Source organism: Herbiconiux liukaitaii (assembly GCF_041927495.1).
GTDB classification, from domain to species: domain Bacteria; phylum Actinomycetota; class Actinomycetes; order Actinomycetales; family Microbacteriaceae; genus Herbiconiux; species Herbiconiux liukaitaii.
Genome location: NZ_JBHFHG010000004.1, coordinates 35,274 through 60,774, shown reverse-complemented (window position 1 = coordinate 60,774; position 25,501 = coordinate 35,274). Strand labels below are relative to the sequence as shown.

At 71.1% G+C, this 25,501-nt stretch carries 22 protein-coding genes; 14 read left to right on the top strand and 8 right to left on the bottom strand.

Annotated elements, in window-relative coordinates; translation table 11 throughout:
• Window positions 1–54 precede the first annotated feature (54 nt).
• Together ACEXQC_RS07915 and ACEXQC_RS07910 are read right to left on the bottom strand one after the other, a co-directional pair.
• Complete coding sequence (locus tag ACEXQC_RS07915) at window positions 55–711, bottom strand: response regulator transcription factor (RefSeq protein WP_374820218.1); 657 nt, start codon at window positions 709–711, stop codon at window positions 55–57.
• Window positions 699–1,895: a sensor histidine kinase gene (locus tag ACEXQC_RS07910; RefSeq protein WP_374820216.1), complete on the bottom strand. Its 1,197-nt coding sequence runs from the start codon at window positions 1,893–1,895 to the stop codon at window positions 699–701. Before ACEXQC_RS07910 ends, ACEXQC_RS07915 begins: the two co-directional genes overlap by 13 nt.
• A gap of 136 nt (window positions 1,896–2,031) precedes the next feature.
• Here ACEXQC_RS07910 and ACEXQC_RS07905 point away from each other — a divergent pair, with 136 nt between their 5' ends.
• From ACEXQC_RS07905 to ACEXQC_RS07895, 3 genes are read left to right on the top strand one after another with little or no spacing between them, the layout of a single operon-like run.
• A complete protein-coding gene (locus ACEXQC_RS07905; RefSeq protein ID WP_374820214.1) occupies window positions 2,032–3,720 on the top strand; it encodes a circularly permuted type 2 ATP-grasp protein in 1,689 nt (562 codons plus the stop codon).
• 5 nt (window positions 3,721–3,725) lie between these two features.
• Complete coding sequence (locus ACEXQC_RS07900) at window positions 3,726–4,658, top strand: alpha-E domain-containing protein (protein ID WP_374822004.1); 933 nt, start codon at window positions 3,726–3,728, stop codon at window positions 4,656–4,658.
• Complete coding sequence (locus ACEXQC_RS07895; protein WP_374820212.1) at window positions 4,655–5,500, top strand: transglutaminase family protein; 846 nt, start codon at window positions 4,655–4,657, stop codon at window positions 5,498–5,500. Before ACEXQC_RS07900 ends, ACEXQC_RS07895 begins: the two co-directional genes overlap by 4 nt.
• Window positions 5,501–5,581: 81 nt before the next feature.
• On the opposite strand, the gene ACEXQC_RS07890 is transcribed toward ACEXQC_RS07895, so the two are convergent.
• The gene (locus ACEXQC_RS07890) at window positions 5,582–7,555 is read right to left on the bottom strand and encodes a cell wall-binding repeat-containing protein (RefSeq protein WP_374820210.1); all 1,974 of its coding nucleotides are present in this window, start codon (window positions 7,553–7,555) and stop codon (window positions 5,582–5,584) included.
• A gap of 99 nt (window positions 7,556–7,654) precedes the next feature.
• Between ACEXQC_RS07890 and ACEXQC_RS07885 the strand changes: the two genes are divergently transcribed.
• Both ACEXQC_RS07885 and ACEXQC_RS07880 read left to right on the top strand, forming a co-directional pair.
• Window positions 7,655–8,626, top strand: a complete 972-nt coding sequence (locus tag ACEXQC_RS07885) for an alpha/beta fold hydrolase (RefSeq protein ID WP_374820208.1) — start codon at window positions 7,655–7,657, stop codon at window positions 8,624–8,626.
• Window positions 8,626–9,942, top strand: a complete 1,317-nt coding sequence (locus ACEXQC_RS07880; RefSeq protein ID WP_374820206.1) for an alpha/beta hydrolase-fold protein — start codon at window positions 8,626–8,628, stop codon at window positions 9,940–9,942. The genes ACEXQC_RS07885 and ACEXQC_RS07880 overlap by 1 nt, the downstream gene beginning before the upstream one ends.
• On the opposite strand, the gene ACEXQC_RS07875 is transcribed toward ACEXQC_RS07880, so the two are convergent.
• From ACEXQC_RS07875 to ACEXQC_RS07865, 3 genes are all read right to left on the bottom strand, one after another.
• Window positions 9,939–12,530, bottom strand: coding sequence for a glycoside hydrolase family 65 protein (locus tag ACEXQC_RS07875; protein WP_374820205.1), 2,592 nt, complete (start codon window positions 12,528–12,530; stop codon window positions 9,939–9,941). The two genes, ACEXQC_RS07880 and ACEXQC_RS07875, sit on opposite strands and share 4 nt — an antisense overlap.
• Before the next feature lie 101 nt (window positions 12,531–12,631).
• Window positions 12,632–13,378, bottom strand: coding sequence for an HAD family hydrolase (locus ACEXQC_RS07870; RefSeq protein ID WP_374820203.1), 747 nt, complete (start codon window positions 13,376–13,378; stop codon window positions 12,632–12,634).
• A gap of 59 nt (window positions 13,379–13,437) precedes the next feature.
• Window positions 13,438–14,877 carry a CitMHS family transporter gene (locus tag ACEXQC_RS07865; protein ID WP_374822002.1) on the bottom strand — a complete coding sequence of 480 codons (1,440 nt, stop codon included), beginning with the start codon at window positions 14,875–14,877 and terminating at the stop codon, window positions 13,438–13,440.
• A 207-nt stretch (window positions 14,878–15,084) separates the two neighbouring features.
• Between ACEXQC_RS07865 and ACEXQC_RS07860 the strand changes: the two genes are divergently transcribed.
• From ACEXQC_RS07860 to ACEXQC_RS07845, 4 genes are read left to right on the top strand one after another with little or no spacing between them, the layout of a single operon-like run.
• Window positions 15,085–16,896, top strand: a complete 1,812-nt coding sequence (locus ACEXQC_RS07860) for a sensor histidine kinase (protein ID WP_374820202.1) — start codon at window positions 15,085–15,087, stop codon at window positions 16,894–16,896.
• A complete protein-coding gene (locus ACEXQC_RS07855) occupies window positions 16,893–17,576 on the top strand; it encodes a response regulator (RefSeq protein ID WP_374820200.1) in 684 nt (227 codons plus the stop codon). Before ACEXQC_RS07860 ends, ACEXQC_RS07855 begins: the two co-directional genes overlap by 4 nt.
• A 26-nt stretch (window positions 17,577–17,602) precedes the next feature.
• A complete protein-coding gene (gene lplAB / locus ACEXQC_RS07850) occupies window positions 17,603–18,652 on the top strand; it encodes a lipoate-protein ligase LplAB (protein WP_374820199.1) in 1,050 nt (349 codons plus the stop codon).
• The gene (locus tag ACEXQC_RS07845; protein ID WP_374820197.1) at window positions 18,649–19,167 is read left to right on the top strand and encodes a heme-binding protein; all 519 of its coding nucleotides are present in this window, start codon (window positions 18,649–18,651) and stop codon (window positions 19,165–19,167) included. Before lplAB ends, ACEXQC_RS07845 begins: the two co-directional genes overlap by 4 nt.
• Window positions 19,168–19,205: 38 nt before the next feature.
• On the opposite strand, the gene ACEXQC_RS07840 is transcribed toward ACEXQC_RS07845, so the two are convergent.
• Both ACEXQC_RS07840 and ACEXQC_RS07835 read right to left on the bottom strand, forming a co-directional pair.
• On the bottom strand, window positions 19,206–20,246 hold the full coding sequence (locus ACEXQC_RS07840; RefSeq protein ID WP_374820195.1) for a TIGR03617 family F420-dependent LLM class oxidoreductase: 1,041 nt from the start codon (window positions 20,244–20,246) through the stop codon (window positions 19,206–19,208).
• A 35-nt stretch (window positions 20,247–20,281) separates the two neighbouring features.
• Window positions 20,282–20,569, bottom strand: a complete 288-nt coding sequence (locus tag ACEXQC_RS07835; protein ID WP_374820193.1) for a GNAT family N-acetyltransferase — start codon at window positions 20,567–20,569, stop codon at window positions 20,282–20,284.
• A gap of 48 nt (window positions 20,570–20,617) precedes the next feature.
• Between ACEXQC_RS07835 and ACEXQC_RS07830 the strand changes: the two genes are divergently transcribed.
• From ACEXQC_RS07830 to ACEXQC_RS07810, 5 genes are read left to right on the top strand one after another with little or no spacing between them, the layout of a single operon-like run.
• On the top strand, window positions 20,618–21,544 hold the full coding sequence (locus ACEXQC_RS07830; RefSeq protein ID WP_374820192.1) for a DNA-methyltransferase: 927 nt from the start codon (window positions 20,618–20,620) through the stop codon (window positions 21,542–21,544).
• Between the two features lie 7 nt (window positions 21,545–21,551).
• The gene (locus ACEXQC_RS07825) at window positions 21,552–22,523 is read left to right on the top strand and encodes a siderophore-interacting protein (RefSeq protein WP_374820190.1); all 972 of its coding nucleotides are present in this window, start codon (window positions 21,552–21,554) and stop codon (window positions 22,521–22,523) included.
• Window positions 22,520–23,554 carry a FecCD family ABC transporter permease gene (locus tag ACEXQC_RS07820; RefSeq protein ID WP_374820188.1) on the top strand — a complete coding sequence of 345 codons (1,035 nt, stop codon included), beginning with the start codon at window positions 22,520–22,522 and terminating at the stop codon, window positions 23,552–23,554. The genes ACEXQC_RS07825 and ACEXQC_RS07820 overlap by 4 nt, the downstream gene beginning before the upstream one ends.
• On the top strand, window positions 23,551–24,672 hold the full coding sequence (locus ACEXQC_RS07815; protein ID WP_374820186.1) for a FecCD family ABC transporter permease: 1,122 nt from the start codon (window positions 23,551–23,553) through the stop codon (window positions 24,670–24,672). The genes ACEXQC_RS07820 and ACEXQC_RS07815 overlap by 4 nt, the downstream gene beginning before the upstream one ends.
• A complete protein-coding gene (locus tag ACEXQC_RS07810) occupies window positions 24,669–25,472 on the top strand; it encodes an ABC transporter ATP-binding protein (protein WP_374820184.1) in 804 nt (267 codons plus the stop codon). Before ACEXQC_RS07815 ends, ACEXQC_RS07810 begins: the two co-directional genes overlap by 4 nt.
• Window positions 25,473–25,501 lie beyond the last annotated feature (29 nt).

Here is a 25,501-nt window from a genome sequence, read left to right as displayed (position 1 = left end):
CGTCGTCTGGAGGTGGGGGCTGGAGGTGGGGGGCTGGGGGTGAGGAAGCGCGGGTCAGGGTCTGGCGTCGGTGCCGAGGTGCTTGAGCACCGCGAGCACCCTGCGGTTGCCGCTCTCGGCCGAGGGCAGGCCGAGCTTGGCGAAGATCGACGAGATGAACTTCTCCACGGCTCCCTCCGTCACGTGCATGCGGCCGGCGATCGCGCTGTTCGAGCGCCCCTCGGCCATGAGCTGCAGTGCCTCGCGCTCACGGGCGGTGAGGGTGTCGAGCTCGCGGGAGCGCCTGGAGCGGATGACGATCTGCGCCACCACCTCCGGGTCGAGCGCGGTGCCGCCCGCGCCCACGTCGGCGACCGCGGCGAGGAACTCGTCGATGTCGGCCACCCGATCCTTGAGCAGGTAGCCGAGACCCGAGGAGTTGCCGGCGATGAGCTCGGCGGCGTAGCGCTCCTCCACGTACTGCGAGAGCACGAGCACGGGCAGCGGATGGGGCTCTGCCCGCAGCAGCACGGCCGCACGGATGCCCTCGTCGGTGAAGGTGGGCGGCATCCGCACGTCGACGATCGCGAGCTCGGGCCGCTCGGCGGCCGCCGTTCTGAGGAGGTCCTCGGCCGTGGCCACCGACCCCACGATCTCGTGCCCGGCATCTGCGAGCAGTCGTTCGAGCCCTGCCCGGAGCAGCACCGAGTCCTCGGCGATCAGAATGCGCACGGTGCCTCCACGGTGAGAACGGTCGGTCCACCGGCAGGGCTCTGCACGGTGAGGGTGCCGCCGGCGGCGCGCACCCGGTCGCTCATGCCGGCGAGACCGACACCGCCGCCGTGGCCGAGGGCGGCACCTCCCACGCCGTTGTCGAAGACGACCGCCTGCACACCCTGCGGTGTCTGCGTGACGCTCACCGAGCATCCGGTGGCCCTCGAGTGCTTGCTCACGTTGGTGAGCGCCTCGGAGACGGTGAAGTAGAGCATGGCCTCCGTCTCCTTCGACGGGCGGGTGGGCAGGTCGACGCGCACGCTCGTGGGCACCGTGCAGTGCTCGGCGACGGCCGAGAGCGCGGCGTCGAGCCCCCGGTCGGCGAGCACGGCGGGGTGGATGCCGCGGGCGAGGTGGCGGAGGTCGGTGATGGATTCCTTCGTCTCGCGGTGCGCCTCGTCGAGGAGGGCGCGGGCGCCGGTGGGATCGGAGTCGAACTTGGCTCTGGCCATGCCGAGCGTCATGGCCACAGAGACCAGGCGGGGCTGCACGCCGTCGTGCAGGTCGCGCTCGATGCGCTGCCGCTCGGTGGCGGCGGCGTCGACGGCACCCTGCCTGGCGCCCTGCAGCACGTCGACGCGCTGCTCGAGGGCTGCTGTGCGGCTCGCGCCGAGCAGGGCCCTGCTGAGCTCGCGGTCGAGCAGGCCGGCACCGTAGGTGAAGATCACCACGACGGCGAGGGCGACGACCGCGGCGAGCACCACGAGGAGCGGTGCGATGCCCTCGCGCCGCAGACTCACGAGCAGGTCGACCGCGGACTGCAGCAGCACCCAGAACAGGAGGCCGAGCACGAGGCTGCTGAGGTTGTGCAGCAGTCCCTTCCACAGCACCGGGGAGAAGGTGTCGAGGAGCACCTGGCCGAGCCAGCCCGCGAATCCGCTGTTCGCACTGCGTCGGGAAGGCGGGGGAGGGGTGATGACGACGCCGTACAGCGCCTCGGCGCGCCGGCGCTCCACGAGGCGCACGCCCTCCGCCAGGCGGACCGCGAGCCAGAGCAGCACGATGCCCACGCCGAACACGGGGATGAGCCCGAGGCCGGTCGGGAGCAGCGTGATGAGGAGCGTGAACCAGAGGGTGCCGAGGATGCCGTCGAGGGCGAGATCGGCGGCCGAGGACCAGAGGAAGAGGAGTCTGCGTTGCACAGCTCCCACCGTATGGGGCGGCTCTCGGGCCGGTCGATGGGGGTGCCCGGCCGATCCGGGCGGGGGTTATCCCCCCTCGCCGAGCCTGCCGAGCGCCGAAACACCCTCGCAACACCCGCCCAGTAGGCTCGCGTGCATGGTTGACCTGTTCGACGGCTACGGCGCCACGCTCCTGCCCCGCTCCCGCCGCTCGGGGGCCCAGCCCTGGGACGAGATGTTCCCCGAACCGAAGTCGCTCGACCCGGTCGAGGCGCGCGCCGCCTACAAGGACATCTACAACGCCCTCGCGAAGATGACGCAGGAGGAGCTGCGCGGTCGCACCGACGCGCTCGCCAGCTCGTACCTCGCCCAGGGCGTGACCTTCGACTTCGCCGGCGAGGAGCGGCCGTTCCCGCTCGACGCGGTTCCCCGTGTGATCGCGCAGAGCGAGTGGGTCGACGTGGAGGCCGGCATCAAGCAGCGCGTCGTGGCGCTCGAGGCCTTCCTGGCCGACATCTACGGATCGCAGGCCGCCGTGCGCGACGGCGTCATCCCGGCCGGCCTCATCAGCTCGTCGAACCACTTCCACCGCGAGGCCGCGGGCATCGTGTCGCCCAACAACGTGCGCATCCAGGTCTCCGGCATCGACCTCATCCGCGACGAGAACGGCGCCTGGCGTGTGCTCGAGGACAACGTGCGTGTGCCCTCGGGCGTCTCCTACGTCATCTCGAACCGCCGGGTCATGGCGCAGACCCTGCCAGAGCTCTTCGTCTCCATGCGCGTGCGGCCCGTGGGCGACTACCCCAACAAGCTCCTGCAGGCCCTGCGCGCCTCGGCCCCCACCGGGGTCGACGACCCCACCGTGGTGGTGCTCACGCCCGGCGTCTACAACTCCGCCTACTTCGAGCACACGCTGCTCGCACGTCTGATGGGGGTGGAGCTCGTGGAGGGCCGCGACCTCTTCTGCTCGGGCGGGCGGGTGTGGATGCGCACCACGGCTGGCCCCACGCGCGTCGACGTGATCTACCGCCGGGTCGACGACGAGTTCATCGACCCGCTGCAGTTCAGGGCCGACTCCATGCTCGGCTCTCCCGGTCTGCTGCTCGCGGCCCGGCTCGGCAACGTCACGATCGCCAACGCGGTGGGCAACGGTGTGGCCGACGACAAGCTCGTCTACACCTACATGCCCGACCTCATCGAGTACTACCTCGGCGAGAAGCCCATCATCCCGAACGTCGACACCTGGCGGCTCGAGGATCCTGGAGCCCTCGAGGAGGTGCTCGACCGGCTCGACGAGCTCGTGGTCAAGCCCGTCGACGGCTCGGGCGGCAAGGGGCTCGTGGTGGGGCCCGACGCCTCGCCCAAGGAGCTCGAGACACTGCGCGGCCGGCTCATCGCCGATCCGCGCGGCTGGATCGCGCAGCCCGTGGTGCAGCTCTCGACCATCCCGACCCTCGTGGAGGAGGGGATGCGGCCGCGGCACGCCGACCTGCGGCCCTTCGCCGTGAACGACGGCAACGACGTGTGGGTGCTGCCCGGCGGGCTCACCCGGGTGGCGCTGCCCGAGGGGCAGCTCGTGGTCAACAGCTCGCAGGGCGGTGGATCGAAGGACACGTGGGTGGTGGGGCTCGATCCGCTCTCGTCGTCGAGCGACGGGCACAACATCCAGGGTCTCGTGCACGAGCAGGCGGCGGTGACGCAGGCGATCCCGATCATCGGGCACCAGCCGGATCACTCGCCGGAGGATCGGCCGCGGAATCAGGATCAGGCGCAGCAGCAGCAGCAGCAGCAGACCGGTGCCGGTGCCGGCGCCGGCGCGGACGTTCGTGAAGGGGAGGTCGCCTGATGGCCATGCTGTCGCGCATCGCGGAGTCGCTGTTCTGGATCGGGCGGTACATCGAGCGGGCCGACGGCACCGCCCGCATCCTCGACGTGCACCTGCAGCTGCTGCTCGAGGATCCGTGGATCGAGGAGAACCTCGCCTGCCGGTCGCTGCTGAGCGTCATGGGATCCGACGTGCCCGACGACGAGCGATCGCTCACCCGCGCCGACGTGCTCGCCACCCTCGCGGTCGACCGCACGCATCCCGCCTCCATCGCCTACTCGCTCGGCGCGGCCCGCGAGAACGCGCGGCGAGCCCGCGAGATCGTCTCGACCGAGCTGTGGGAGTGCCTCAACACCACGCGCGCCAAGATGCCGCGCAAGATCCCGGGCGAGAAGACGCACGAGTTCTTCGGCTGGGTACGCGACCGGTCGGCGCTCGCCGTGGGCATCATGGACTCCTCCGCCTCGCGCGACGAGGCCTGGCACTTCTTCACCCTCGGCCGTTCCATCGAGCGGGCCGACATGACGGCGCGGCTGCTCGCCACGCGCTCGCTCACCGAGGCGTCGGGACCGTCGTGGACCACGATCCTCCGCTCGTGCGGGGCCTACGAGGCGTACCTGCGCACGTATCGCGGGGTGCCGTCGGCGCGCAACGCCGCCGAGTTCCTGCTGCTCGACCGGCTGTTCCCGCGCTCCATCCTCTACTCGGTCTCCCGCGCGGAGCAGTGCCTCCGCGATCTCGGCCCGCGCAGTGAGCGGATCGGGGTCTCCGACAACTCGCAGCGCCTGCTCGGCCAGATCCGCTCGCAGCTGGAGTACCGGCCCATCTCCGACATCCTGCAGGAGCTGCCGCGCTACATGGACAGGGTGCAGGATGCGACGAGCGCGGCCTCCGAGGCCGTGCGGCAGCGCTACTTCCCCACCAACACCGCACCCAGCTGGATCGGAGAGAGCGTATGAACCGGTTGCGCATCCGGCACGTCACCGGCTATCGCTACGAGGGCGAGGTGCAGGCCTCCTACAACGAGGCGCGCATGCTGCCCGTCTCCTCCGAGGGGCAGTTCGTGCTGCACTCCTCGCTCGACATCGCGCCCGTGTCGTCGTCGCACAACTACGTGGACTACTGGGGCACCCGGGTGTCGTCGTTCGAGGTGCTGACGCCGCACAAGGAGCTGTCGCTCACCGCGACCTCGCTCGTGGAGGTGCGCAATCGCGGGCACGCTCCGCACCCCGTGGACTGGGAGCTGCTCGCCAACTCGGCCGCCACCTCGACGTCGTACGTGGAGCAGGCCAAGCAGACGCGACTGACTGAGCCCTCCGCCGACCTCATCGAGCTCGCGGAGTCGATCGCGTCGAAGCACGTGAGCCCGTGCGATGCCGCACTCGAGATCTGCACCGAGGTGGGTCGGCGGGTGGAGTACGTGCAGGGCGTCACGGGAGTGCAGTCGAAGGCGCGCGATGCGTGGCTCGACAAGCGCGGGGTGTGCCAGGACATCACGCACATCGCGCTCGGCGCGCTGCGGGCGGTGGGGATCCCGGCCCGGTACGTCTCGGGCTACCTCCACCCCAAGCCGGACGCGGCCATCGGTGAGACGATCGCCGGGGAGTCGCACGCCTGGGTGGAGTGGTTCTGCGGCGACTGGCGGGGCTTCGACCCCACCAACCTCATCGACATCGGGGAGCGGCACGTCATCGTAGGCCGCGGCCGCGACTACAACGACGTCGCCCCTCTGCGTGGCGTCTACGCGGGCCCCTTCGGCTCCCAGCTCTTCGTCACCGTGGAGATAACCCGCGAGTCCTGACCCGCGGCTCGCTCGCTCGCTCGCCCGCCCGCTCGCTCGCTCGCTCGTTCGTTCGTTCGGACGGGCGGCGGGTTCACGATGTCAGGGGGTCAAGTAGGACTCGAGGGCTGCTTCGAGGGTGGGGGAGATGGTGGCGGGGCCGCCGAGGACCACGATGCGGGTGGGGCGGATGCGTTCGAGCTCGGCCTTCACGGAGGGTGGGATGGCGTCGTTCTGGACGAGCAGCACGGGCGCGCCGTTCGCGATAGCCGCCGCCGAGCCGGAGAGGGCGTCGGGGAACACCGCCCCCGACGCCACGTAGACCGTCTCGGTCTCGGCGGGGAACGTCTCGGCCGAGACACGTGCCGACACCTCGAACCTGTCGGCACCCGCCACGCGGCTCACGGGAGCCCGACCTGCTGCCTCGGCGAGCACGGAGTCGGCCACCGTGGCCGTGCCACCCAGCACCACGATGCGATCGGGCTCCAGCCGGTCGAGCTCCGCTGCGACGGCGGCGGGGATGCGGTCGCGGGTGGTGAGGAGCACGGGCCCCTGCTCGAAGCCGGCGGCGGCCGAGCCGGAGAGCGCGTCGGGGAACACCAGGCCGGACGCGAGGTAGACCACAGGTGGCTTCGGCGAGAAGGTCTCTCGTGAGAGCTCGGCTGACACCTCGTAGCGATCCGCGCCGGAGACCCGGGTGACTGCGGGCGCGAAGGCAGCGAGAGCGGTCTCGACCGCTGCCGAGATGGTGGCCGGCCCACCCAGCACCACGATGCTGCGCGGACGCAGCCGGTCGAGCTCGGCCGCGACAGTGGCCGGCACCGAATCGCGCGTGACGAGCAGCACGGGGGCATCACGCAGGCCAGCGGCGGCAGACCCCGACAGAGCATCGGGGAACACGGCACCGGAGGCGACGTACGCGACAGCCACCCCCGGCGAGAAGGTGTCGGCCGACACCGCGGCGGAGACCTCGTACCGATCGGCGCCGCCGATGCGGTCGACGCCACGCACCGGCGTGGAGTCGGCCCTCATCATCGTGACGTGCGCGGGATCGCTCGCGTTGGTTTCGCTCGTGAAGAACCGCTGCGTCGCGGTGTTCACACTCACGGAGCTCAGCGGCGCGCCCGACTGCCTGGCCACCTCGGCGAGCGTGCCCGCGTCGTAGACCGTGAGGTTCGGCACCCGGGCCGTGCTGTGCGCGGCCATCACGAGCCCCGACGCTCTGTCGATCGCGAGGTCTCTGGCGATCGCGGGCAGGGTGATAGTAGGTGCAAGGGTCGTTCCGTCTGAGCTGTCGAGCGTTTCCAGATGGCCTTCGCCGCTCATGCCCTCGGTGGTGACGAAGATGCGACCGGCGCCCACGGCGATGTGACGGGGGAACTCCGCGACCGGCCAGCTCCCTGTGGATCCGTCCGGCTGCACGACCGTGACGCTCGTCACCGACGACGTGGTGACGTAGACGACACCGGTGGAGCGGTCGACCTCGATGTCGGAGGCACCCGACGGCAAAGCGACGGTACGCACCGAGCCGGTGACCGCGTTCACGAAGGCCAGGGAGCTGGTGGAGGCATTGCCGACGATCACCTCGTCACCCGCTCCGGCCACGACCTCCTGACCTGAGGTGGCCAGGGCGAGCGTCTTCACCACCGTGTTGACCGTCGAGGAGTCGGGATCGACGTCGATCACCGCCACGTTCGCCGCCGCCAGCCCCACGTACAGGCGATGCCCGGCTTCGTCGACCGCCAGAGTCACCGCGTTGGGCAGGGCGATCGTGGCGATCTTGCCGAAGCGGTCGCCCGTGAGGTCGTAGGCCTCGATGGTCTCGTGCACGTGGTCGATGACGTAGCCGCGGTTCGTGGTGCTGTCGATGGCCATGCCGCTGATGGCGGATGAGTTGCCCGGTGCGACCGTGCGGAGCGCCTCGAGGGTCACGACCCGGGGAGCCACGGCCTGGGCGGCAGGCGAGGTGGGAGCGACGACGAGCGTGCCGACGACCGCCGCGGCGGCGGCCGCCCCGACAGCTGCGGTGAGAGCGCGGGCGAGGGGCGAACGAAGAGAACGACGAGTGCGAGGCATGAAGTGAGGGTAGCTCATTAACGGGGCGAAGGGGAGGGCTCCCGGAAGGGGGGTGGGGAACTCCGGATTCCACAGGCGACCGCGTGCAAGGATGCACGTATGGCTGAGGACGACGGGCGGGTGGCGCCGGAGGGCGGGGCGCAGGCGGCGCACTTCACGGCGGTGTTCGTGGACGAGGTGGGCGTGGAGATCACCTACCACGGCTGGACGGTGCCGCACCCGAAGGCCGTCGTGCAGATCTCTCACGGTGTGGGCGAGCACGGTGCGCGCTACGCACCCCTCGCGCACGATCTCAACGCCGCCGGCTACAGCGTGTACGCCGCCGACCAGCGCGGCCACGGCGCCACCGGCCTCGCCCAGCACGGCGGCGACCGCAGCCGCATGGGCCGCCTCGGGCCAGGAGGGCTGCGGGCGACGGTCGACGACATCCGCCAGCTCGGCGTGCAGATCGCCCGCGAGCACCCCGGGGTGCCGCTCGTGCTGCTCGGCCACAGCTGGGGTTCCCTCATGGTGCAGAAGCTCGTGAACACCCCCGCACTCAGGCACTACGCCGGCATCGTGCTCTCGGGCACGGCCTACCGCCTGCCCGGATCGATGGACGGCGGTGACCTCACCCGCAAGCACCGCCCCACCGACGGCGGCGCGGGCAACGGCTTCGAGTGGCTGAGCCGCGACCCGGCCGCCCAGCAGCGCGCCGCCGACGACCAGCTCATGTTCCCCGCCGAGGTGCTCAAGCTCTTCGGACTGGCGGATGCGCTCCGCCTGTTCGGCCGCCCGGCCCGACGCCTCGACGCCGACGTCCCCCTGCTCATCCTCGTCGGCTCCGACGACACCCTCGGCGGCCCGAAGAGCGCTGCCAAGCTGCGCGACGCCTACCGCGAGCGTTCGAAGCTCAGCGACGTCACGCTCACGGTGTACGAGGATGCGCGCCACGAGGTCTTCAACGAGACCAACCGCGACGAGGTGGTCGCCGACCTCGTCGCGTGGCTCGACACCCGCATCGCGGGCACGACCGGCCCCGCCGCCGAGCCCGGTTCAGGCGCACCAGGCGCCACCGGCGCAACCGCCTGATGTTCGACGCGATCCTCGACACCCGCATCATCGACGGGCCCGTGCCCTGGACCGTCTGGGTGCTGGCGGCCGCCGCCTTCGTCTACCTGCTCGCCCGCCCCCCGCGCCTGCGCTGGGTGCTCACCGCGCTCATCGGCCTCTTCGCCGGAGCCCTCGTGGCCTTCGCGACCATCTGGATCGTGGAGGCGCTGAATGTGTTCGGGGTGCCGCTCACGGTGCAGACGGATGCCTGGGCGATCGCCACGTTCGCCGCCATCGGCCTCGCCATTGTGAACCTCCGGCACTCGCGCGCCCGGCGCAAGGCGATCGCGATCGTGGGCATCGTGCTGTTCGCCGCGGCGGGCACCCTCGGCGTCAACGCCTACTTCGGCCTCAACCCCACGCTCGCCACGCTCTTCGGCATCACGGTCGAGCATCCGATCGATATCAACAAGCCGACGGCGGGGCCGAGCCCCGATCCGAACGGCGACGGCACCCCCGCGCAGCCGCTCTACGAGACCTGGCAGCCCCCGGCCGACATGCCGACGGCCGGCAAGCAGGGCACTCAGGTCATCCCGGCCACGGCCTCGGGCTTCTCGTCGCGCCCCGCCGGCATCTACCTGCCGCCCGCTGCCCAGGTGGAGGATGCGCCCGACCTGCCGCTCATGATCCTCATGATGGGCCAGCCGGGCAACCCCGATCCGCAGTACGTGGCGCAGGTGCTCGACGAGTACGCCGCGAAGAACGCCGGTCTCGCTCCGATCGTCATCGTGGCCGACCAGCTCGGGGCCGAGGACATCGACCCCGTCTGCTCCGACACGGCCGCGCTCGGCAACGCCGAGACCTTCATCACGGTCGACGTCGTGAACTGGGCGAAGGCCAACCTGCGCATTCTGCAGGATCCCGCGCACTGGACGATCGCCGGCTACTCCAACGGCGGCGGCTGCGCCTTCAAGTACGGGGCCAAGTACCCCGAGCTCTTCGGCAACGTGCTCGACATCTCGGGCGAGCTCTACCCGGGATCCGAGGAGCCCGACCAGGTCACCGCGAACCTGTTCGGTGGCGACGCGGCGGCCTTCGAGGCGCAGAAGCCCGTGACCATCCTCCAGTCGGGCGCGCACGCCTACCCCGACACCGTGGCGGTGTTCACCGTGGGCGGCAACGACCCCACCTTCGAGCCCGAGGCCCAAGCTGCCTCCGAGGCGGCCCAGGCCGCGGGCTGGAAGACGACCTACTACGTCATCCCGGGCGCCGGCCACGTGGCCGACGCGCTGCAGGGCGGCTTCGAGAAGGGCTTCGAGATCCTCTACCCCCGCCTCGGCCTCTCCGCCGGCTAGTCCATGCCGACGAGGCCCTCCGTGTCGTCGGCAGGGGAGACGATCGTGGGCATCGAGGCCGTGATGACCGAGCCGTCGGCCCGCACAGTGCCCTCGATGTCGGAGGTCGTGGGTGCTCCCTCGATGGTGGGCCTGTCGTCGGCGAGGGCGACCGTCACCGGCGCATCCGGAGCCACGAGGATGCGCTCGCCGCGCACCCACAATTCGAGCGGCGCGGGCGAGTCGGCCACCGACGGCGAGTCGGGGGCCTGCGGCGAGACGGGGGTGGGCGACGACGCCTTGATGGTGAAGGTCATGCGGTCCTGCCGCAGATCGACCTCGAGCAGGCGGCCGAGGATCGTGACGTGGAAGACGAGCGAGTCCCACTCCTCCGGCAGCCGAGGGTCGAAGGTGAACTTGCCGAGGTAGTCGCGCATGCCGCCGAAGCCGAACGCGAGGGCGCTCCAGACACCTCCCGTGGAGGCAACGTGGATGCCGTCGGCGGTGTTGTTGTGCAGGTCGCCGAGATCCACGTAGAGCGCCGCGAGGAAGTAGCCGAGCGCGAGCTCGCGGTAGCCGACCTCGGCCGCGATGATCGACTGCGTCGACGCGGAGAGGGTGGAGTCGCCCGTGGTGAGCGCGTCGTAGTACTCGAAGTCGGCGCGCTTCTCGGCGGTCGTGAACTCGTCGCCCTGCAGGAACAGTGCGAGCACCACGTCGGCCTGCTTGATGACCTGGAAGCGGTAGATCACGAGCGGGTGGAAGTGCAGTAGCAGGGGCCGCTTGGAGGCGGGCGTGTTGTCGAGATCCCACAGCTCCTTCTCGAGGAACTGCGCATCCTGCGGGTGGATGCCGAGATCGGCGTCGAAGAGGATGTGCATGGCCTCGGCGGCCTGCGACCACTCCTCCACCTCGTCGAGCTCGAGGTCGAGGCGCTTCACGAGGGCCTCGAACGCTGTGGGGTCGTTGGCCTGCAGGGCGCGGGTCTGGCGCACGGCGGCGCGCAGGTTGGCGCGGGCCATGACGTTGGTGAAGAGGTTGTCGTTCACCACGGTCGTGTACTCGTCGGGCCCCGTGACGCCGTGGATGTGGAACGACGACGTGACCGTCTCGGAGTGGCTCCCGCGCCCGCGCCAGAAGCCTAGGTCGGCCCACATGCGCGCCGTCTCGACGAGGATGTCGATGGCTCCGCGGGAGAGGAAATCGACGTCGCCGGTGGCCGAGACGTACTGCGAGAGCGCATGCGAGATGTCGGCGTCGATGTGGTACTGCGCCGTGCCCGCCGCGTAGTAGGCGGAGGACTCGAGGCCGTTGATGGTGCGCCACGGGAACAGGGCACCGCGCTGGTTGAGCTCGACCGCGCGGTCGCGGGCGGCGGGCAGCATGCCCTGGCGGAAGCGCAGGGCGTTCCGAGCCACCTGCGGCGAGGTGTAGGTGAGGAAGGGGAGCACGTAGATCTCGGTGTCCCAGAAGTAGTGGCCGCCGTAGCCCGAGCCCGAGACACCCTTAGCGGCGATGCCGCCGCCGTCGGTGCGGGCCGTCGACTGCGCGAGCTGGTAGAGATCCCAGCGCACCGCCTGCTGCACATCCGGGTGACCCTCGATCACCACGTCGGAGCGGTGCCAGAAGTCGTCGAGCCACTCGGCCTGGCGGGCGAAGACGGCCTCGAGCGGCTCTTCGCGGATGCGGTCGAGCGTGCGGTTGCAGCGGTCGGCGAGCTCGCTCGTGGGCACCGTGGAGGAGGTGTGGTACGCGATCGTCTTGGTGAGGCGCACACGCTGACCGGCCTTGGCGCGGATGCGGTAGACCTGCTTGGCGATGTCGTCGTCGATCTGCGCCGACTCGTCCCAGTCGTTGTCGGTCTCGAGGTGGTGCTCGGCGGCGACCGCGAGCGTCATGTCGGAGTGCGCCGTGCGGTAGCCGAGCACGTAGCGGCCCTCGTGCACGGTCTTCACGCGGGGGAGCAGCACCCGGTCGCTGAAGCCCGAGGCCTTGCGCGGGTCGGCGATCTGGCCGTTCGATCCGCCGTTCGCGGCGGCCGTGTACTCGTCGACCCGATCCTGACGGTTGAGGATCTGGCTCGAGATGAGCAGCGACGCATCCGAGTCGAGCATCGTGACCTCGTAGTCGATGACCGCGAGGTGGCGGTCGGTGAACGAGACCAGACGGCGCGAGCGGATGAGCACGCGCTTGCCGGAGGGCGTGCGCCACTCCACGACGCGCTCGAGCACGCCGGTGCGGAAGTCGAGGCGGCGCGAGTACTCGATGACGTCGGCGTCGGCCACCACGAAGGGCTCGTCGTCGACGTAGAGACGGATGACGCGGGCGTCTGGCGCGTTGACGATGGTCTGGCCCACGCGGGCGAAGCCGTAGGCCTCCTCGGCGTGCCGGATCTGCCACGTGTCGTGGAACCCGTTGATGAACGTGCCCTCGGCGTAGGCCTTGTGGCCCTCCTCGAAGTTGCCGCGCATGCCGAGGTAGCCGTTGCCCACGGCGAAGAGCGTCTCGGAGCGACCCTGGGTGGCGGTGTCGAACTGGGCTTCGGTGAGAGCCCACTCGTCGATGGGGAACTGCGAGCGGTCGAGCGGGTCGGAGCTGATGGGGTTCATCGCGGGCTTTCTGGGGAGGGCAGCGTGACGGGTCGATCGATGCTAGCGGAGGCGGCGGGTGCGGCCCTGCAGCGGATCTCCAGGCGCGCGGGTGGTGCGTGTCAGCGGAGCGCGGGCACCAGCTCGGCCAGGTCGTCCACCACGATGTCGGCGCCGGAGTCGAGCAGCCCCTGGGCGCCCACGCCGCGGTCGACGCCCACCACGAGACCGAAGCCGCCGTCGTGGCCGGCCTGCACACCCGAGTGCGCATCCTCCACCACGACGCACTCCTCGGCGGTGAGGCCGAGCAGCTCGGCGGCCCGCAGGTAGGTGTCGGGCGACGGCTTGCCGGCGATGCCCTCGGCGGCGGCGAGCACGCCGTCGACGATCACCTCGAAGCGGTCGCGGATGCCGGCCCGCACGAGCACGGGCTGCGCGTTGCGCGACGACGAGACCACGGCCACCGCGTAGCCCGCATCGAGAGCGGCGGCGAGGAAGAGGAGGGAGCCGGGGTAGGCCTCCACGCCGTTCTCGACCAGCTCGGCCTCGAACACGTCGTTCTTGCAGTTGCCGAGTGCCCAGACGGTCGTGTCGCCCGCCACGTCGTCCTGAGTGCCCTCCGGGAGCGTGATGCCGCGCGAGGCGAGCAGCGAGCGCACCCCGTCGACGCGCGGCTTGCCGTCGATGTAGAGGTAGTAGTCGTCGTCGCTGTACGGCTCGGCACCGCGCTCGCCGAGGAACTCGGTGAAGAGCCGCGACCAGGCCCTCATGTGCACGTCGACGGTCGGCGTGAGCACGCCGTCGAGGTCGAACAGCAGGGCACGGGCGGTCTTCAGGCGGGTGGCGTCTCGGGTGACGGTCTCGGTCATGGCTCCACGTTACGGGGTGGTCGTGAACGGCGTGTTATCGGGGCGTTTCGGGCAGTGCCTCAACCGATGCCGATGGCACCGATGAGAACGCCGACGAGGAGCATGGCGAGGGCCACCACGACCGCGCGCCACAGCACCTTCTTGTGGTGGTCGCCGAGGTTCACACCGGCGAGCGACACGAGCAGCAGGATGGCGGGCACGAGCGGGCTCTGCATGTGCACGACCTGGCCGGTGATGGAGGCGCGCGCCATGTCGACGGGGTCGATGCCGAACGCCGAGGCGCTCTCGGCGAGCACGGGGAGGATGCCGAAGTAGAACGCGTCGTTGGAGAGGAAGAAGGTCATCGGGATGCTGAGCAGGCCCGTGATGACCGCCGAGAACGCTCCGAGCTCGGGCGGGATGGAGCCCGCCACCCAGGCCGCCATGGCGTCCACCATGCCGGTGCCCTCGAGCACACCGATGAGCACGCCGGCGGCGAGGACCATCGAGACGACGCCCACGATGGAGGGAGCGTGGGCCACGATCCGCTCGGCCTGCTCGGAGACTCGGGGGAAGTTGACGATGATGGCGATGGCGCTGCCGGCCATGAAGACGTAGGCGAGCGGCAGCACATCGGCGACGAGCAGCACCATGACGGCGACCGTGAGCACGAGGTTGAACCAGAACAGCTTGGGGCGGAGCGTGGCGCGCTGCGGGTCGAGCATGGTGTCGGCCATGGCGGTGTCGGCGGGGTTGACGATGGCCTTGAGCGAGGTGGTGGAGATGCGGCGCACCTGGGTGCCGGCGGCGGCACGGCTGCCGGAGCCGCGGGGGTCGGTGCGGGTGCCGGTGCCGGCCGGGGCGGCGCGGCGGAACAGGCGGCCGCCGGCCGGGCGGGTGCCGCTCTCCTCCTCCTCGGGGAGGTCGATGGTGCCTAGGCGCTTGCGCTCCATGAGGCCGAGGTGCCACGAGAACACGAAGATGATGGCGAGGCCCACGAGCATCGAGGGGATCATGGGCACGAACACGTCGGTGGGGGAGAGGTCGAGCGCGGCGGCGGCGCGAGCGGTGGGGCCGCCCCACGGCAGGATGTTCATGGTGCCGTTGGCGAGGCCCGCGATGCACGTGAGCACGACAGGGCTGAGGCCGAGCCGCAGGTAGATGGGCAGCAGCGCGCTCGTGACCACGATGAAGGTGGTCGATCCGTCGCCGTCGAGCGAGATCACGGCGGCGAGGATGGCGGTGCCCACGACGACCTTGACGGGGTCGTGGCCGACGACCTTCAGGATGATGCGCACGAGCGGGTCGAAGAGGCCCACGTCGATCATGAGACCGAAGTAGATGATGGCGAACATGAGCAGCGCCGCCGTGGGGGCGAGACCGCCGATCGCCTCGAGGGCCATGTCGCCGATGCCGAGACCGGCGCCGGCGAAGAGGCCGAAGATGGTGGGCACGATGATGAGCGCGAGGACCGGGGTCATCCGCTTGGTCATGATCAGCACCATGAAGGTGGCGACCATTCCGAATCCGAGTAGGACGAGCACGTGAGACTCCTTCGTCTGTTCCGTCTTGCCCGCCGGGTGTGGGCGGTGGCGACCGGTCCCGTCACCTTAGGGAGACGGCGCGCGGCGGCGCGCGGTAGTGCTCATTGGGCGCGTATGGAGCATTGAGCGCGTTCTGCGCATTCTGCTCAGTGGGTTCCGGATGCGCGGGGCTAGCATGCGGGGATGGCGAGGATGCGGGGTGCGCGGTTCACGCAGCAGGTGAACCGGTCGATCGTGCTCGCGATGATCCTCGTGTCGCTCATCACCACGGCGCTCTTCGCCGCGACCGCCGTGGCGCGACTCGTGCAGCAGACCCAGGAGTCGGCGCTGCGGGTGGCGCAGACCGTGGCCGAGACGCCGCGCGTGCGGGAGGCCGCCGAGGAGGAGTCCCGGCGGGCGGTCGCCTCCACCGATGCGGAGCTCGTGGCCTCCGACCTCGACGACTACGCGCGCGAGGTCGAGGCGCGCACGGGCGCGCTGTTCGTGGTGATCACCGACGACACCGGGCGGCGGCTCGCGCATCCGAACCCCGATGAGATCGGCGATCCGGTGTCGACGAGCCCCGATGCCGCCCTGCGCGGCGAGGAGGTCGTGAGCTGGGAGCGGGGCACTCTCGGCGACTCGGCGCGCGCGAAGGTGCCGATCTACGGGATGGTTTCACGTGGAACGGTGGTGGGGGAGGTCTCGGTGGGGCTGCCGCCGACCGAGGTGTGGTCGACGGTGCTCACGGATGCCGTGCCCGTGGCCCTCTCGACCGTTCTGGCGCTCGGCGTGGGAGCGCTGCTCGCGGCGTTCATCGCGCGACGGCTGCGGCGGAAGACGCTCGGGCTCGAGCCCGAGGAGCTGCTGGCGCTCGTTCACGACCAGCAGGCCGTGCTGCAGGGCGTCGACGATGGGGTGCTCGGGCTCTCGACCGACGACGTGGTCACGGTGTGCAACGACCGCGCGGCCCTGCTGCTGGGGCTCACGGATCCCGTGGGCCGCCCCCTCGACGACGCCGTGCCCCACCCGGCCGTGCTCGCCCGCATCCGAGCCGCCCGAGCCGCCCCCACCTCAGATGAGTCGCGCCTAAGTGTCGTCATTCCGGGCGAAAGTGGCGGAATGGGGGCACTTAGGCGCGACTCACGTGAGGCGGGTGCCGGGGAGGGGGCTGTGGTGGTGGGGGCGCGGATGCTGTTCGTGGATGCGCACGAGGTGCGGCGGGAGGGGCGGCTGCTCGGGCGGGTCGTGATCGTGCGCGACGTGACCGACGTGGAGGACCTCTCGCGGCGGCTCACCGCGGTGGGCACGCTCGCGAGCGCGCTGCGGGAGCAGCGGCACGAGTTCGCCAATCGCATCCACGTGGTGACGGGGCTCGTGCGTGCCGGCGACCTCGACGAGGCGCTCGAGTACCTCGCCGAGGTGGGCGACCACGGGCCCGTGCGCACTCCGCTCGAGGGGGCGGGGCGCATCCGGGAGCCGTACCTGCAGGCGTACCTCGGGGCGAAGGCGATCGAGGCGGAGCGTCGGGGAGTGCTGCTGCGCGTGGGGCCGGATGCGGACGTCGTGGGGTCGCTCCGGCATCCCGAGGACGTGACGACGGTGCTCGGCAACCTCGTGGACAACGGCATCTCGGCGGCCGTCGCCTCGGCGCGCACCCCGCGCTGGGTGGAGGTGGAGGCGCTGCGCCACGGCGACGAGCTGCACCTCTCGGTGATGGACTCCGGCGACGGCGTGCACCACGACCCCCTCGCACCCACGGAGGGCGCGAGCGGTCCGACCTCCGGCACCGACGTGGGCGCCGACGCAGGCACCGACCCCGACGCCGCCACCGACGCCGTGCACGGCCACGGGATCGGCCTGCGCCTCTCGGCCGAGGTGGCCAGACGCAACGGCGGTGAGCTCTGGCTCGCCATGGCCGGCACGGGCGACACCCGCACCACGTCGGGCACTCCGCACGGCGCCGTGTTCTGCGCGCGCCTCGACGGGCAGTTCGAGAGGGAGGACGGATCGTGAGTGCCGAGAGATTCCGGGTGGTGGTGGTCGACGACGACTTCCGGGTGGCGAAGCTGCACACCCGCATCGTGGAGGGGGTCGACGGCTTCGCCGTGGTGGGCACCGCGGGCACCGTGGCCGAGGCGCGCACCCTCGTGGAGGCCGAGCGGCCCGACCTCGTGCTCGCCGACATCTACCTGCCGGACGGCTCGGGCCTCGACCTCGTGCGGGCCATCGACGTCGACTCCATCGTGCTCTCGGCCGCCGTGACGGCCACGGCCGTGCGCCGGGCGTTCCAGCGCGGGGCCTTCGCCTACCTCGTCAAGCCCTTCGCCGACGACGAGCTCGCCGAGCAGCTGCGCGCCTACACGCGCTACCGCAACCTGCTCGACGCCCAGCCCGAGCTCGACCAGGCCACCGTCGACCGCGCCCGCCGCGTGCTGCACGGCGCGGGCGGCGGGGCCGGGGCCACAGGTGCGGGAGCCCGCCGCTCGCCCACCGAGACGGCTGTGCTCGAGGCGCTCGCCGCATCCGGAACCGCGCTCTCGGCCCCCGTGGTGGCCGAACGCGTGGGCATCTCGCGGGCCACCGCCCAGCGCTACCTCTCGGCGCTCGCGCACGAGGGGCAGCTCGCCATCGAGCTGCAGTACGGCGCCACGGGTCGCCCCGAGCACCGCTACCGCACCGCGGGCCCGAAGTAGAGTTGGGGGAGGCCTAGGAGGCGTTCATGCACGGTGAGTACAAGGTTCCCGGCGGCAAGCTGGTGGTCGTCGATCTCGAGGAGCAGGGCGGGCTGATCAGCGGGTTCCGGCTCGCGGGCGACTTCTTCCTCGAGCCCGACGACGCGCTGCCCCTCATCGACGAAGCCGTGGAGGGCCTGCCCGTCGACAGCGACGCCGCCACCATCACGGCCGCCGTCAAGAGCGCGCTGCCCGATGGCGCCGTGCTGCTCGGCTTCACCGCCGAGGCCGTCGCCGTGGCGGTGCGCCGTGCCGTGGCCAAGGCCACGAGCTTCGACGCCTACGAGTGGCAGCTCATCCACACCGGCGCCGAGAGCCCGCAGATGCAGCTCGCGCTCGACGAGGTGCTCGCCATCGAGGTGGGCGAGGGCCGTCGCAAGCCCACGCTGCGCATCTGGGAGTGGAACGAGCCGGCCGTCGTGATCGGCAGCTTCCAGTCGGTCAAGAACGAGGTCGACCCCGAGAACGCCGCGAAGTACGGCTTCGAGGTGGTGCGCCGCATCTCCGGCGGCGGCGCGATGTTCATGGATGCGAACTCCGTGGTCACGTACTCCATCTACGCGCCGGCCTCCCTCGTGCAGGGCATGTCGTTCGCCGACTCCTACGCGTTCCTCGACGAGTGGGTCATCACGGCCCTCAAGTCGCTCGGCATCGAGGCGTTCTACCAGCCGCTCAACGACATCACCTCCGCCAAGGGCAAGATCGGCGGGGCCGCGCAGAAGCGGCTCGGCAACGGCGCGGTGCTGCACCACGCCACGCTCAGCTACGACATGGACGGCGAGAAGATGGTCCAAGTGCTGCGCATCGGCCGCGAGAAGATGAGCGACAAGGGCACCAAGTCGGCGGCCAAACGTGTGGATCCGCTGCGCAGCCAGACCGGCCTGCCCCGCGCCGAGATCATCGACAGCCTCAAGACCACCTTCACGGGGCTCTACGGATCGACGCCCTCCGAGATCACCGCCGAGGAACGCGCCAAGGCCGAGGAGCTGGTGCGCACCAAATTCGCGACCCCCGAGTGGATCGGACGCGTGCCGTGAGCGCCGCAGGCAAGGCCCGCGAGGCCGCGATGCAGCCGTACACAGTGGCCTCGCTCGAGGCCGTGCAGCCCTTCGACGTCGAGTCGTTCACACGCGAGGACGCCTTCGAGCTCGGTGTGATCGCGTCGATGCTCATCCGAGAGCGAGGCCTCGAGCTCGCGGTCGACGTGGTGCTCGGCAGCGGTGACGACACCGACCTCGTCTTCCGCGCCAAGTTCACCGGAACCGGCCCCGACAACGACCCGTGGCTCGCAGGCAAGGCCGCCGTCGCCCGCCGCTACAGCGCACCCTCCCTGCTCGTGCGCCGCCGCCACGAAGAAGCGGGCACCCCCTTCGAGACCCTCGACGACCCCACCATCGACCACGCCCTGCTCAAGGCCCACGGCGGCTCGATCCCCCTCTTCGTGCAGGGCATCCTCGCGGGTACCATCACCACCTCAGGCGAGCCCGACGTCGTGGACCACGAAACAGCAGCCGACGCCCTGGCCGCCTACCAAGGCTCAACCCGCCGCTAGCCTCACCCGGCGGCAGCCACCCACCACCCCGGGCAGACTCAGGCGAGCTCTCGCCGCAGCTCGCTCCAGATGGACGGGTCGACGGGGTACGGCGCATTGAACGAGATCCGCTGGATGACCCCACCGAACCGCGCCCGCAGCCCAGCAGCCACCTCCGCCGGCGACCCCACGACAGCGATCTCCGCCAGCATCGAATCCGGCACCAGATCGGCCATCGCCTCCCAGTCGCCCCGCACAGACCCCGCGTGCAGCGGCTCGTAGAGCTCCCCCCACCCGTTCACCTCGAGCACACCCCGATACGACGGCGTCGATCCGTAGAACGCGATCTGCTTGCGCACGGCCCGCACCGCCACGTCGAGCGACTCCTGGGACTCGCCGATCGCCACGAAGGCGGGCAGGCTCAGTTCCACCGCATCCGACCGCCCGCTCGTGGCGCGCCCCTTGGCGAGGGCCGGCAGGGTCACCTCGTCGAGGTAGCGGCGCGTGGTGAGCGGATGCACGAGCAGCCCCTCGGCCACCTCGCCCACGACCTCGGTCATGAGCTCGCCCACACCCGCCACCACGATGGGAGGCGCGCCGTGCGGGTTCGCCCCGGGGCTGAACATCGGCGGCAGCAGGGTGTGCGAGTAGAACTCGCCCTCGAACTTCAGCCGTTCGCCGGTCTCGAAGGCGTGCTGGATGGCGCGCACCGCCTGCACGTACTCCCGCATGCGCCTGGCCGGGTGCGACCACGGCATGTCGAAGCGGCGCTCGATGTGCGCCTTCACCTGCGAGCCGAGGCCCAGCACGAAGCGACCGCCCGAGATGAGCTGGATGTCGTTGGCGAGCATCGCCGTGTTCATGGGGTTGCGGGCGAAGGCCACGGCGATGGCGCTCGTGAGGCGCACCCGTTCGGTGGCCCTCGCCGAGAGGGCGAGGCTCACGAAGGGATCGTGCTTGAGCTCGATGGCCAGCACGCCGTCGTAGCCGTCGGCCTCGGCGCGCACGGCCTCGGCTTCGGATTCGAGCGGATTCGAGGCCACGTCGCCGCCGGCATCGATCAGGAACGGACGGGAGGTGGGGAGCTCTTCATCGGGCATGGCACCCATCCCACCACAATCCCGCCGCACCTCGCTCAGCCGCGGTCGACGAGCTCCTGGTAGTCGGGGTGCGTGTCGATGAAGTGCGCCACGAACGAGCAGTCGGGCACGACCGCGAGCGATCCGTTCACCCGCACGTCATCGAGCGCGTGCTGCACGAGCTCGCCGGCCACGCCCGCCTTGCGTTTGCGGGGGTCGACCTCGGTGCGCACGAACACGATGCGTTCGCCCTCGATGCGGTAGTCGGCGAAACCCGCCACCTGATCGTCGAGGCTGATCGTGTAGCGGTTCTGGGTGCGTTCGTTGCGGATCTCGGTGTTCATCGTGCCCCGAGGATAACCCCGCACCCTCGGAACTGTCAGAATTGCGGAGTGCCCGTCGTCGATTCGCCTCTCGAGGCGTTCGGCGACGATCCGCGCGGCGAGGGGATCGTGTTCCACGCCGACAACCTCGAGGTGACGCCGGGGCTGCCCGACGGCTCGTTCACGATGATCTACCTCGATCCGCCCTTCAACACCGGGCGCACGCAGACCAGGCGGGCCACCACCTCGACGCGCACCCGAGCGGATGCGGACCCCGGCGAGAAGCGGCCGGGCCGCGTGATCGGCTTCCAGGGCAGGCAGTACGACCGCATCCGGGGCGATCTGCTGAGCTACGACGACCGCTTCGACGACTACTGGGAGTTCCTCGAGCCCCGCATCGTGGAGGCCTGGCGACTGCTCGCCGACGACGGAACCCTCTACCTGCACCTCGACTACCGCGAGGCCCACTACGCCAAGGTGCTGCTCGACGCGCTGTTCGGCCGCGAGAGCTTTCTCAACGAGATCATCTGGGCCTACGACTACGGGGCGAAGTCGAAGAACCGCTGGCCCACGAAGCACGACACGATCCTCGTGTACGTCAAGAACCCGGCCGCCTACTACTTCGACTCCACCACCGTGGACCGCGAGCCGTACATGGCGCCGGGGCTCGTGACGGCCGAGAAGGCCGCGGCGGGCAAGCTGCCCACGGATGTCTGGTGGCACACGATCGTCTCGCCGACCGGCCGCGAGAAGACCGGCTACCCCACCCAGAAGCCCGAGGGCATCCTGCGCCGCATCGTGCAGGCGTCGTCGCGCGAAGGCGACTGGGTGCTCGACTTCTTCGCCGGCAGCGGCACCACGGGAGCCGTGGCCAGAGCCCTCGGCCGCAACTTCGTGCTCGTCGACCAGAGCCCCGACGCCCTCGCCGTCATCCGGCGCCGCCTGCCCACCGCTCGATTCGTGGATCTGGGGGAGCCTCAGGAGGGTCGTGCATAATTAGGTTATGCTTACCTATGTTGCCCGCACTAACGCCGAGCGTTCGGCCCGGCCCTCGTACCGCCCGTTCCGGGCCGAGGTGGTGCGCATCGAGCAGCTGAGTCCGAGCTTCCGACGGGTGACGTTCACCGGCGCGGAGTTCGACCGCTTCGGCACGGCGCGGCTCGACCAGCGGGTCAAGCTCGTGCTGCCGCACGCCGACGGGAGCTACGGCGGAGACTTCTGGTTCGACGAGCGGAGCCTCGACGCCGGGGTCTGGTACCAGGCGTGGCGCGAGCTGCCGGATGCCGAGCGCAACCCGTTCCGCACCTACACCGTGCGCGCTCTGCGGGCGGCGACCTCGGACCGGCCGGTGGAGCTCGACATCGACTTCGTGGTGCACACGACGGAGCACGGCGCGGACGGCCCCGCTGCGGCGTGGCTCGCCTCGGCGGCCGTGGGCGACGAGATCGTGCTCGTGGGCCCGGACGACCTGAGCCTCGACTACCGGCAGGGCCTCGACTGGCACCCTGGCGAGGCCGTGGACTACCTGCTCGCGGGCGATGAGACGGCGGCGCCCGCCATCTGCGCCATCCTCGAGTCGCTCCCGGCGGGCACGCGGGCGCAGGCCTTCCTCGAGGTGCCGACCTCGGGCGACCGGTGGGAGGTCGAGACCGCGGCCGACGCCACGATCACGTGGCTGCCCCGTGATGCGGCCCCGCGGCTGCCCGACGCCGTGCGCGAGTGGGTCGAGACCCACCGTGACCGCATCGCCCCCGCCCTGTCCGCGACCACCCAGGAGCTCGCCGACATCGACGTGGACGTCGAGATGCTGTGGGACTCGCCCGACGACGCCTCCGGGCGCTTCTACGCCTGGCTGGCCGGCGAATCCGCGTGCATCAAGCTGCTGCGCAGACTGCTCGTGAGCGAGATCGGGGTGGATCGGCACCGCGTGGCGTTCATGGGCTACTGGCGGCTCGGCAAGGCCGAGGGGCAGTGAAGGGAGCCGCCCAGGGGCGGCGGCTCGCTCGCGTGCTCGGGCTGATCGGCCTCGTGGTGGGTGTGCTCGTGGCGGTGGGCATCAGTCTGTTCCTCGGATCGCGGTCGATCGACCTGGCCGGCGTGCTCGAGGCGCTGGGCGGCCGCGCGACCGGCGGCAGCGGCTCCGACACCTCCGTGGACCAGATGGTGGTGCTCGACCTGCGGGTGCCGCGCACCGTCATCGGCCTCGTCGCGGGCGCGGCCCTCGGTCTCGCGGGCACCCTCATGCAGGGGCTCACCCGCAATCCGCTCGCCGACCCGGGGCTGCTCGGCGTGAACTCGGGCGCCTCGCTCGCGGTGGTCGTGGCGATCTCCGCCTTCGGGGTCACGAGCCCCTCCGGCTACATCTGGTTCGCCTTCCTCGGCGCCTCCGCGGCGGCCGTGCTCGTCTACGCGGTGGCCTCCGGCCGCACAGGGCCCACGCCGCTCAGCCTCACCCTCGCAGGCGCCGCCGTCACGGCCGTGCTCACCTCGCTCATCACGCTCGTGCTGCTGCGCGATCTCGACACCCTCTCGCAGTACCGGTTCTGGTCGGTCGGCTCGCTCGTGGCGCGTGATGCGGGCACCGTGGTGACCCTCGCCCCGTTCCTCGTGGTGGGCGCCGCCATGGCGCTGCTGCTCGGCCGCAGCCTGAACGGGCTCGCCCTCGGCGACGACGTGGCACGCGGCCTCGGCCAGCGTGTGGGCCTCACGAGGGCCGCCGCGGGCATCGCCATCGTGCTGCTCTGCGGATCGGCCACCTCGCTCGCGGGCCCGCTCGTGTTCGTGGGGCTCGTGGTGCCGCACCTCGCCCGGCGTCTCGTGGGGGCCGACTTCCGGTGGATCGCGATCTACTCCCTGCCGCTCGGCGCCATGCTGCTCGTGCTCGCCGACACCCTCGGCCGTCTCATCGCGCAGCCCGCCGAGCTCGAGGCCGGCATCGTGGTGGCCATCATCGGCGCACCGGTGCTCATCGCGCTCGTGCGCCGCGACCGGGCGGTCATCCGATGACCGGCATCGACGGCGGCCGGCGCGAGCATCCCGGCGCCGACGACGGCGGCCGGCGCGGGCAGGCCGGGGCGGAGTGGGACGACGACCGGCGCATGCTCGCGGCCGTGCGCCGAGTGTGCGGAGGGCGGCTCGTGGCCGTGACCGCGGTGCTCGTGGTGCTGCTCGTGACGTTCGCCGTGCTCGCCCTCATGCTCGGCGACCGCGTGCTGCCTCCCGGCGACGTGTTCGCGGCCCTCGTGGGCCAGGGCTCGGGCGGCGACCGCTTCGTGGTGCTCGGGCTGCGGCTGCCGCGACTCGTGCTGGCCGTGCTCGTGGGCGCGGCGTTCGGGCTCGCGGGGGCCGTGTTCCAGAGCCTGCTCGGCAACCCGCTCGCGAGCCCCGACATCATCGGCATCTCGCAGGGCGCGAGCGCGGCGGCCGTCGGCGCCATCCTGCTGCTCGGCTGGAGCGGCCTCGCCGTGTCGTTCGCGGCCTTCGCGGGCGCCGTGCTGGTGGCGGCGCTCATCACGGTGCTCGCCTCCCGGCACGGCATGGCCGGGTCGCGCTTCGTGCTCATCGGCATCGCCCTCGCCTTCCTCGCGCAAGCGGCGATCGGCTACCTGCTCACGCGAGCCGACGTGCGCGACGCCCAGGCGGCCCTGGTGTGGCTCGTGGGCAGCCTCGGCACCGTGCAGCCCGAGGAGATCGCCGTCATGGCCATCGCGGGGGTCGTGCTCGCCCTCGGCCTCGCCCTGCTCGCCCCGAGGCTCAGGATGCTGCAGCTCGGCGACGAGGCCGCCGCGGCGCTCGGGGTGCGCGTGGTGCCCACGCGGCTGCTGCTCACCCTCGTGGCGGTGGGGCTCGCGGCCGTGGCCACCGCGGCGGCAGGGCCCGTGGCCTTCGTGGCCTTCGTCTCGGCACCCATCGCCCGGCGCCTGCTGGGCGGCGGAACGCGCGGCGGCGCCGCCCTTGTCACGAGCGCCCTCGTGGGGGCCGTCGTGGTGTCGGGCGCCGACATCGTGGCGCAGCACGGTCTGCCGGGGCTGCAGGTGCCCGTGGGCATCGTCACGGGGGTCGTGGGCGCCCCGATCCTGCTCGCGCTGCTGGCCCGCGGCAACCGCATGAGAGGAGCAGCATGACCAGGCACGAGCTGCGCGCCGAGGATCTGAGCCTCGGCTACGATGGCAGACGGATCGTCGAGAAGCTTCACCTCGAGGTGCCCGACGGCGCCACCACCGTGATCGTGGGGCCGAACGCGTGCGGCAAGTCGACCCTGCTGCGGTCGCTCGCGCGCCTGCTCAAGCCGGAGTCGGGGGCCGTGACGCTCGACGGCGCCGACGTGCACCGGCTGCCGAGCAAGAAGCTCGCCACCGTGCTCGGCCTGCTGCCGCAGCAGCCCGTGGCGCCGGAGGCCATCACGGTGGCCGACCTCGTGGGCCGCGGCCGCTTTCCGCGCCAGGGCCTGTTCCGGCAGTGGACGGCGGAGGACGACCGCGCGGTCGCCGCTGCCCTGCGCTCCACCCACACCCTCGGGATCGCCGAACGCCGCGTGGAGGAGCTCTCCGGCGGCCAGCGGCAGCGCGTGTGGATCGCGATGGCCCTGGCGCAGGAGACCGACATCCTGCTGCTCGACGAACCCACCACCTTCCTCGACGTGACCCACCAGATCGAGGTGCTCGACCTCCTGCACGAGCAGAACCGCGAGCGCGGCACGACCGTGGTGATGGTGCTGCACGACCTCAACCTCGCAGCGAGGTACGCCGACCACCTCGTGGTGATGGCGGGCGGCCGGATCGTGGCGGAGGGGCCTCCCGCCGAGGTCATCTCGCCGGAGATCGTGCGGAGTGCCTTCGGGCTCGACGCGCTCGTGATCCCGGATCCGGTGAGCGGGTCCCCGATGGTCGTCCCCCGCGGGCGCTTCCATGGAGCGGCATCGTGACCTACGATGATTAGGTAAGGCAACCCTTA

Coding starts and splice junctions, on each gene's coding strand:
- ACEXQC_RS07905 (WP_374820214.1), top strand. CDS start 2,032: ATGGTTGACCTGTTCGACGGCTACGGCGCCACGCTCCTGCCCCGCTCC.
- ACEXQC_RS07900 (WP_374822004.1), top strand. CDS start 3,726: ATGCTGTCGCGCATCGCGGAGTCGCTGTTCTGGATCGGGCGGTACATC.
- ACEXQC_RS07895 (WP_374820212.1), top strand. CDS start 4,655: ATGAACCGGTTGCGCATCCGGCACGTCACCGGCTATCGCTACGAGGGC.
- ACEXQC_RS07890 (WP_374820210.1), bottom strand. CDS start 7,555: ATGCCTCGCACTCGTCGTTCTCTTCGTTCGCCCCTCGCCCGCGCTCTC.
- ACEXQC_RS07885 (WP_374820208.1), top strand. CDS start 7,655: ATGGCTGAGGACGACGGGCGGGTGGCGCCGGAGGGCGGGGCGCAGGCG.
- ACEXQC_RS07880 (WP_374820206.1), top strand. CDS start 8,626: ATGTTCGACGCGATCCTCGACACCCGCATCATCGACGGGCCCGTGCCC.
- ACEXQC_RS07875 (WP_374820205.1), bottom strand. CDS start 12,530: ATGAACCCCATCAGCTCCGACCCGCTCGACCGCTCGCAGTTCCCCATC.
- ACEXQC_RS07870 (WP_374820203.1), bottom strand. CDS start 13,378: ATGACCGAGACCGTCACCCGAGACGCCACCCGCCTGAAGACCGCCCGT.
- ACEXQC_RS07865 (WP_374822002.1), bottom strand. CDS start 14,877: ATGGTCGCCACCTTCATGGTGCTGATCATGACCAAGCGGATGACCCCG.
- ACEXQC_RS07860 (WP_374820202.1), top strand. CDS start 15,085: ATGGCGAGGATGCGGGGTGCGCGGTTCACGCAGCAGGTGAACCGGTCG.
- lplAB (WP_374820199.1), top strand. CDS start 17,603: ATGCACGGTGAGTACAAGGTTCCCGGCGGCAAGCTGGTGGTCGTCGAT.
- ACEXQC_RS07840 (WP_374820195.1), bottom strand. CDS start 20,246: ATGCCCGATGAAGAGCTCCCCACCTCCCGTCCGTTCCTGATCGATGCC.
- ACEXQC_RS07835 (WP_374820193.1), bottom strand. CDS start 20,569: ATGAACACCGAGATCCGCAACGAACGCACCCAGAACCGCTACACGATC.
- ACEXQC_RS07825 (WP_374820190.1), top strand. CDS start 21,552: ATGCTTACCTATGTTGCCCGCACTAACGCCGAGCGTTCGGCCCGGCCC.
- ACEXQC_RS07815 (WP_374820186.1), top strand. CDS start 23,551: ATGACCGGCATCGACGGCGGCCGGCGCGAGCATCCCGGCGCCGACGAC.
- ACEXQC_RS07810 (WP_374820184.1), top strand. CDS start 24,669: ATGACCAGGCACGAGCTGCGCGCCGAGGATCTGAGCCTCGGCTACGAT.